5 protein-coding genes are annotated in these 5,725 nt (G+C 64.1%); 1 reads left to right on the top strand and 4 read right to left on the bottom strand.

The features are described from left to right. Positions 1 to 41 precede the first annotated feature (41 nt). Positions 42 to 479, bottom strand: a complete 438-nt coding sequence (locus tag EN781_RS23720) for a DsrE family protein (protein WP_126058618.1) — start codon at positions 477 to 479, stop codon at positions 42 to 44. 165 nt (positions 480 to 644) lie between these two features. On the opposite strand from EN781_RS23720, the gene EN781_RS23715 reads away from it, so the two are divergent. After that, positions 645 to 1,727 (top strand): hypothetical protein, encoded by a 1,083-nt coding sequence (locus tag EN781_RS23715; RefSeq protein ID WP_126058619.1) that lies wholly within the window; start codon positions 645 to 647, stop codon positions 1,725 to 1,727. A gap of 164 nt (positions 1,728 to 1,891) precedes the next feature. Here EN781_RS23715 and EN781_RS23710 read toward each other — a convergent pair whose 3' ends face one another. The 3 genes from EN781_RS23710 to EN781_RS23700 form a co-directional block, all read right to left on the bottom strand. Continuing rightward, a complete protein-coding gene (locus EN781_RS23710) occupies positions 1,892 to 2,839 on the bottom strand; it encodes a cation diffusion facilitator family transporter (protein WP_126058620.1) in 948 nt (315 codons plus the stop codon). A 5-nt stretch (positions 2,840 to 2,844) separates the two neighbouring features. Next, complete coding sequence (locus tag EN781_RS23705; RefSeq protein WP_126058621.1) at positions 2,845 to 5,034, bottom strand: anthranilate synthase; 2,190 nt, start codon at positions 5,032 to 5,034, stop codon at positions 2,845 to 2,847. Positions 5,035 to 5,290: 256 nt separating this feature from the next. After that, positions 5,291 to 5,725 (bottom strand): succinylglutamate desuccinylase/aspartoacylase family protein (locus EN781_RS23700; protein ID WP_189347777.1); only part of this gene is annotated, 435 nt, incomplete at its 5' end.

The raw sequence follows: 5,725 nt of genomic DNA, 5'->3' as shown, positions 1-5,725 counted from the left end.
ACACTTGTCATTCCCGACCTCGCGTTCAAGCCTTCCCGCCGTCAGGGCCGGAGATAGATGTAGCCCTGGCGCTGCAATTCGGCGAGCTTGACGACGCCGCCCTTGTCGGCGACCTGGAAGCCGGCGAGCAGGTCGGCAAGCGTGATGTCCATGCCATGCATGGTGTTGCCGCAGGCTTGCGGAACCAGCCCCTTCTGGACCAGCCCGGCAAACCGGCTGGACGTAGCGCCGGATGCGGCCTTGGTCTTAAAGGCCGCAAGGGCCGGGCCATGCACGACAAGCACGATGTCGACATTGCCGCCGGTGCCTTCGTAATGGTTCTTGATGTTGCCGAGGACGAAATTGGCCTTGTCGACGTCGCTGAGGTGATAGGCGACCTTCAGCCTTTCCTCCTCCGCGGCAGCCGCCTTGACCTGGCGCAGTCCGAAAAGGCCGGCGGCCCCGGCAAGACCGGCACGGAAAATATCTCGGCGCAGCATCGCTCTTCCTCCACCAGCCGGGCACTATGGTCCTGCGTGGCCCCGGCCTCGCTAACTATTTGTTTCTACGCAATTCCCTATGGAAAACCGTTACACGCTTTTCCCGGAACTGCTCCTAGACTAGCATGAATCGCAGTCACGTCCTGTCGATGGGAGGAGGGTCACATGACGTCGAGGATAGCGGTGGGCGCGGCGCTTGGCGCTGCATTGTTCGTTGTCGGCGCGGCTCTTGCCGATGACACTCCCAAGCTGACGGAACTCAGCCCCAACGGCGCCGATGCCTGTTTCGGACGCGTCTACGACGCGGCGCACCTCAAGGCGCATCCAAAGCAGAAAGTGGCGCGCATCTTCTTCTACTATGGCCACGATCCGGTCAGCCGGCCGAACGAGGAGCCGAGCACGATTGGCGGCGCCGCCTATGATGGCTTTCTCACCACCACGGTGCGCGGCACCAAGAAGCCGGAATGGGCAGCTGGCTGGTGCAATCGTCAATCCGAGGACGGCAAGAGCGGCCCGATCCATTGCGGCATGGAATGCGACCGCACGCTCGCTTCACTCAAGGTCGACGACAAAGGCCGGCTGATCGTCTCCAACGTACAGCCCGATGTCTATCTCGACGCCGGCGCGGAGGAGGAACTCGGCGCGGCGCAGTACAACAAGCAGGCGCTGGGCAGCGAGGACGACAATTTCCGCCTCGACCCGATGCCGGCCGCCACCTGCAAGGCGGAATTCGCGCGCATCGATCCGATCGATCCGGCGCTCGGGGCGCCGCTGCGCGAGCGGCTGAAGCCCGACCAGGCGTTCTGCTATGGCCGCGACTACGACGCCGCGCATCTGAAGTCGCACCCCGACCAGGTGACGCAGTCGATCCGGGTTTTCCGCGGGCCGGTCGAACTAGCCTCCTACGCTTCAGGCGGCGATGTGGCCAACTGGCCGGACGGCGCCGACATCGCCATTTCGGTGACGACCAGGCAGAAGTCGGGCAAGGTCACGCAGACCTATTTATGCCAGGGCGAGGCCGACCAGTGGCGCTGCGCGGCAAGCTCGAAGATCAGCGATTTTGCCTGCGACGTCTCGCAGAAGGAGATTTTCCTGAAACGCGGCGCCAACGGCACGATGATGCTGGCCAACCCCAACAGCGCGCTCGCCATCGTCGATCTCTGCTCGAAGGCGGCGGATGGCAAGACGACGTCGGACGACAAGGTCTATCGGCTGAATCCGATGCCGCAGGCGGCCTGCGCACCTTAGGTCCATCGATATTCAGGTGAGGCCGGCCTGCGAACGGCAACTTCCTGCGCTTCCGGTGCTCACGTACTTCAAGTACGCTCCGCTCCGGTTCTCGGAAGTCACCGTTCTCGACTCGGCCTGACCTGAATCTCGACAGACCTTCGCAGTGTAAGCTTGGGGCGAAATTAGGCGAACGGCACCGCCGTGGTGCCCTTGGGCAGCTTCGCCTCATCGTCAGGCTCGACATGGATGGTGACGCGCACCGAGGGGATTTCGGCCTTCAGCGCGTCCTCGATGCGGTCGCAGATGACATGACTGTCGCCCACCGTCATACCGGCGTCGACGACCATGTGAAATTCGATGAAAGTGGCGCGGCCGGCGATGCGCGTCTTGAGGTCGTGCACCTCCAGCGCTCCCTTCGAATTGGCCGAGATGATGTCGCGGATGCGCATATGCTCCTGCGTATCCACGGCACGGTCCATGAGGCCGCTCAACGATTCTCCAGTAAGCTTCCAGCCCTGGTAGAGGATGTTGAGCGCCACGAGCAGCGCAAGCAGCGGGTCGAGAATCCGCCACCCAGTCATCACCGCGGCAACAAGGCCGACGATGACGCCGACCGAGGTCAGCACGTCGGTCATGATGTGCTGACCGTCGGCGACCAATGCCGGCGATCGTTCGGCGCGGCCGTTGCGGATCAGCACCAAGGCCCATGCGGCGTTGACCACAGCAGCGCCGCCGTTGATCATCAAGCCCTCCCAGGGCTGTTCGATCAGTGCCGGGTTCTGCAGCGACTGCCACACCTTGGCTATGATCAGCATCGCCGCCACGACGATCAGCACGCCCTCGAGCACCGCCGAAAAATATTCGGCCTTGTGATGACCGAAAGGATGGTCGCTGTCGGCTGGTTTGTGGCTGATGCGGATGGCCCAGAGAGCGGCGGTCGCCGTGATGACGTTGACGATCGATTCCAGCGCGTCGGAATAGAGGGCGACCGAGCCGGTCATCTGCCAGGCGACAAACTTCAACCCCATCACCAGGAAGGCGATGACGATCGACCAGAAGGCAAGGCTGGCGACCTTGCGCTTGGCTGCGGCTTTTGCCGCGGCCGCCGTCATGTCTTCCGTTGCGGCCATCGCTGCTAGGCTGCCTTTTCCTTGGCCTTGCGCGGCAGATGCGCAACGATGTTCTCGATGATGCGCATGCCGGCATTGTGGCCGAGCGTCATGATCGATTCCGGATGGAACTGCACGGCGGCGATCGGCTCCTTGCGGTGCTCGAAGGCCATGATGACGCCGTCCTCGGTCTCGGCGGTGACCAGGAAATCGTCGGGGAGGCGCACCGGATCGGCGAAGATCGAGTGGTAGCGGCCGACGGTCACTTCCTTGGGCAGGCCGGAGAAGATGACGCCGGGCTTGGAGACGCGGATGCGCGACGGCTTGCCGTGCATCGGTATATGCAACTGCCGGAGCTCGCCGCCATAGGCTTCAGCCAGCGCCTGCAGGCCGAGGCAGACGCCGAAGATCGGCAGGTCGCGGGCTCTTGCCTTCTTGATCGTGGCGGCGCAATCAAAGTCCTTCGGCGTGCCAGGGCCAGGCGAGAGCACGACGAGGTCCGGCTTCAGCCGCTCGAAAACCTCCTCCGGCACGGGCGTGCGCACGGTGGAAACATTGGCGCCGGTCTGGCGGAAGTAATTGGCGAGCGTGTGGACGAAGGAGTCCTCGTGGTCGACCAGGAGGATGTTGATGCCGTCGCCGACGCGCGCGGCGGTGCGTTCGGCGCCAACGGCATTGCCGGTCTTGGCGTCGCGGATGGCGGATAGCATGGCGGATGCCTTCAGTTCGGTTTCGGCTTCTTCTTCCTCGGGAACGCTGTCGAAGAGCAGCGTGGCGCCTGCGCGTACCTCGGCGATGCCGTCCTTGATGCGGATGGTGCGCAGCGTCAGCCCGGTGTTCATGTCGCCGTTGAAGTTGACCATGCCGATCGCCCCGCCATACCAGGCGCGCGGGCTCTTCTCGTTCTGCTCGATGAAGCGCATGGCCCAGAGCTTCGGCGCGCCGGTGACGGTGACCGCCCAGGCATGCGACAGGAAGGCGTCGAAGGCATCCATGCCTTCGCGCAGCCGCCCCTCGATATGGTCGACGGTGTGGATCAGGCGCGAATACATCTCGATCTGGCGGCGGCCGATGACACGCACCGAGCCCGGATCGCAGACGCGCGATTTGTCGTTGCGGTCAACGTCCGAGCACATGGTGAGCTCGGATTCGTCCTTCTTGGAGTTGAGCAGCTTCAGGATCTGCTCGGAGTCCGAAATGGCGTCGTCGCCGCGTTTGATCGTGCCCGAGATCGGGCAGGTCTCGACGCGCCGGCCGTTGACGCGCACGAACATCTCCGGCGAGGCGCCGATCAAATACTCGCCTTCGCCGAGGTTGATGAAGAAGGAATAGGGCGAGGGGTTGATCGCCTTCAGCTTGCGCGAAATCTCGGAAGGCTCGGTTTCGCAGCGCTCGTAGAACATCTGGCCGGGCACGACCTCGAACAGGTCGCCGCGCTTGAAGCTGTCCATCGCCCGGCGCACCAGGTTGGCGTATTCGCCGGGCTCGTGGTCGCCGCGCGGCGGGATGCGGTCGGCGGTCCTGAACGGCTCGACGGCGGCGTCGCGCGGCAACCCCTCCGTCGAGAAACCCTTGCCGGAATAGTCATAGCGGTCGGTCCAGGCCTTGGTCGAATAGTGGTCGACGACCAAGATCTCGTCAGGCAGGAACAGCACCAGATCGCGCTGGCTCTCTCTGCGCTCGAGCTTGTAGTCGACCGGGTCGAACTGGAAGGCGAGATCGTAGCCGAAGGCGCCGTAGAGGCCTAGATTGGCGTCTTCCTCGGTCTTGAACAAAGCGGTAATGGCGCGCAGCACGGTGAATACCGAAGGTACGCGGCTGCGCTCTTCCTCGGTGAAGACGCGGCCTGGCTTGGCAACCTCGAGGCGGATGAGCCTTGGCGACGTTTCGGCGATGGAGACCTCGGCAAGACCGTCCAGCGCCTTGGCGATCACCGGCAAAAGCACTTCGCCGCGTCCGTTCAGCGCCTCGATGCGCATGGCGCGTCCGCGCGCGGAAATCACCAGCGGCGGATCAATGATGGCGGTGTCCCAGCGCGTGTAGCGGCCCGGATACTCGTAATTCGAGGAAAACACCGCGCCGCGCCGGGAATTCAGCCCGTCGACATAGGCGTCGATGGCGCCTTCATAGGGCTGCTCCTGGCGGTCGCGGGTGATCGCCACGCCACCCGCTGTGACGAAGCGCTCGGCCCCGTTGTCCAGAACTCTTGTCGTCATTGCCGTCTCCATCAGCGTCTTGCTATTTCAGCTTCTTGGGGCAACGGACCCGGGGATGGCTTCAAAAAACAAATGGCCGCCCGGACATTCCGTTGCGGCCACCCTCTCTTTTCACGCGCACGCGTTCGAACAGGCCGCTGTCAGCGAGCCCACCACCAAATGGTCTTGTTCGAGCGCATGTTCATGGCGATTCCCATAGCGGCGAATGGTCGGCCGCGCAACTGGATTCCACGAGGCTGGTAAAAGCCTCGCTCGCTTAGTCCTCCAGCGTCCCCGACCTTGCATCGTCGCTTCTCCTGTCGCCAACCAGCTTAAGCAGGTCCTCGCCGGCGCGGATGATGCGCCGCGAACGCCTCGTCAGGATGAGGCCGGCCTGGGGCGCGAACACTTCCGTGCTGCCGCCCGTTTCGCCCGGGGCGTGGACGATTTTGGCGAGCCGCGCGCCCTTGGCGACGCGGTCGCCGGGCTTCACGTCATAGACGACCGCGCCACCCTTCGGCGCCGGCATCATGTCGATGTTTTCCAGCGGCGCCACGGTGCCGGTGAAGGGGCCGGGCGTGGCCAAGGCGGGGTCGGTGACAACGCCGCGCGCGACCAGCAGCCGATAGAGCCCCTCGGCATCGGAAGCGGCCAATTCGCCGTCGACGTCGAGCACGCCCCGATATTCGACCGGGGTGGCGACCCGCCGGCC

The sequence above is a fragment of the Mesorhizobium sp. M4A.F.Ca.ET.090.04.2.1 genome (assembly GCF_003999085.1).
Classification (GTDB): domain Bacteria; phylum Pseudomonadota; class Alphaproteobacteria; order Rhizobiales; family Rhizobiaceae; genus Mesorhizobium.
The sequence above is the reverse complement of the archived record's forward strand: the minus strand, read 5'-3'. Positions and strand labels throughout refer to the sequence as shown.

What these genes read in the sequence shown, in the direction of transcription:
- EN781_RS23720 (WP_126058618.1), bottom strand. Translation starts at nt 479, where the DNA reads ATGCTGCGCCGAGATATTTTCCGTGCCGGTCTTGCCGGGGCCGCCGGC.
- EN781_RS23715 (WP_126058619.1), top strand. Translation starts at nt 645, where the DNA reads ATGACGTCGAGGATAGCGGTGGGCGCGGCGCTTGGCGCTGCATTGTTC.
- EN781_RS23710 (WP_126058620.1), bottom strand. Translation starts at nt 2,839, where the DNA reads ATGGCCGCAACGGAAGACATGACGGCGGCCGCGGCAAAAGCCGCAGCC.
- EN781_RS23705 (WP_126058621.1), bottom strand. Translation starts at nt 5,034, where the DNA reads ATGACGACAAGAGTTCTGGACAACGGGGCCGAGCGCTTCGTCACAGCG.